The sequence below is a fragment of the Lysobacter sp. N42 genome (assembly GCF_004344885.1).
This window is the reverse complement of the sequence record NZ_SKFB01000102.1, coordinates 1-1,723: the sequence shown is the minus strand read 5'-3', so window position 1 is coordinate 1,723 and position 1,723 is coordinate 1. Positions and strand designations below refer to the sequence as shown.

The window sequence follows — 1,723 nt, the reverse complement described above, 5'->3', positions numbered from 1 at the left end:
CATCGGCCGGTCCTTCACGCCCGGTGCCCGCATGTTCCCAGCCACCCCCGTCGTCCGCCGCGTCCTGCTTCCCGGCGCGACCGTGCCGCCTGGCGCGGCCTGGCGGTGGCGGTGGCGGTGCTCGGTCTCGTCGGCGTCGCCTTGGCGCTGGGCTGGCCGGGGCTGTTGCAGGGCACCTCGCGTGCGGTCGCGGTGGCCGCACTCGTGGTCGCCGCGCCCCTGCTGCACCGCGCCATGCAGCACGCCGACGCATTGCGGATGGACGAGGAGGCGGGCATCACCCCCGCCCCCGCGCCCGTGGCGGCCGCGGTCGCCGCGCCCCGCGCCCAGGTCGACGCCGCCGGGGCCGCGCCCGCGCCGGCATCGCTCGGCGCACCGGCGCCCGCCGTGCCCGCGGCGGATCCGCGCGCCCTCGCGGTCGAACTCTATGCCGCCGCGCGCGGCGGCCGGGTCGAACGCGCGCTGGCGCTGATCGACGCCGGTGCCGATGTGCACGCCCGCCCGCCCGAGGGCGACCGCGACCAGCGCTCGCTGCCCGTGCTCGCCGCCGTGCTGCCCGACCTGCGCCTGCTGCGCGCGCTGATCGGCCGGGGCGTCGACCTCAACGCCGCCCATGCCGGCATGACGCCGCTGCTGGCCGCCACCCGTGACAGCTGGCATGGCCGGCCCGAGGCGGTGATGACGCTGCTGTCCAACGGGGCCGATCCGCGCGTGCGCGACGGCGAGGGCAATACCGCGCTGCACTTCGCCGCGCGCAGCACCGACCCCGGCGTGGCCGCGCTGCTGCGCGATGCGGCCGCCGAGCTGGAGGCGGTCAATGCCGAGGGCCTCTCGCCCCTGGGCATGGCCTGCGCGGCCGGCAACTGGCGCGTGGCGAAGTTCCTGCTGGAGCGCGGCGCGCGTCCCGAGCCGCCCGGTGGCCAGCCCGCGCTGCTGGCCGCGGCCGGCAGCGAGGACGATGACCCCGCAGGTGTGCACCTGCTGCTGAAGAACAAGGCGCGCGTGGACGCCCGCGACGCCCGCGGCCGCACCGCGCTGCACGTGGCCGCCGGCGCCGGGCACGAAACCATCGTGGCCGAACTCATCGAGGCGGGCGCCGACCCGGCGCTGGCCGACGCCCACGGGCGCACGCCGCTGATGGAGGCCGCGCGCGGCGGCCACCTGGCGGTCGTCGAGCAGTTGCTGCGCCAGTTGCCCGACGGCGGCGCGACCCAGGCCGGCGCGGTCGACGCCGACGGCCGCACGCTGCTCGCGCTGGCCTGCGGGTCGGAGAACGCCACGCCCGCGCTGATCGAACGCCTGCTCGCGCTGGGCGTGGACCCGGCCCGGCCCGACCGCGAGGGCAAGCGCCCGCTCGACCGCGCCGCCGAGGCCGGGCGCTGGTCGCTGGTGGCCGCGCTCGACGCCGGCTACGCGCTGCCCTCCGCCGTGCGCGAGGACGAGGACGCGCCCATCCCCGACCGCACGCCGCTCGCGCTTCTGCGCGAGGGCCTGCGCGAGGGGCGCACCGACCTCGACTCCGTCCTGCACCTGCTCTCCCCGGCCGACCTGGGGCTGATGCTGCACGACGACGCGATCGTGGCCGATCCGGCGCGCGTGGACTGGCTGCTTGCGCGCGGGGCCGATGCCGGGGTCCGCGACGGCCACGGCCAGACCCCGCTGTTCGTGCTGCTCGGCCGCGGCGCGGCGGCGCGCGTCATGCGGACGCGGTGATCACCACGCG

At 78.5% G+C, this 1,723-nt stretch carries 1 protein-coding gene; it reads left to right on the top strand.

Translation table 11 applies throughout. The annotated features are described in order from the left end of the window. Window positions 1-1,713 (top strand): ankyrin repeat domain-containing protein (locus EYQ95_RS26080; protein WP_132332124.1); only part of this gene is annotated, 1,713 nt, incomplete at its 5' end. Window positions 1,714-1,723 lie beyond the last annotated feature (10 nt).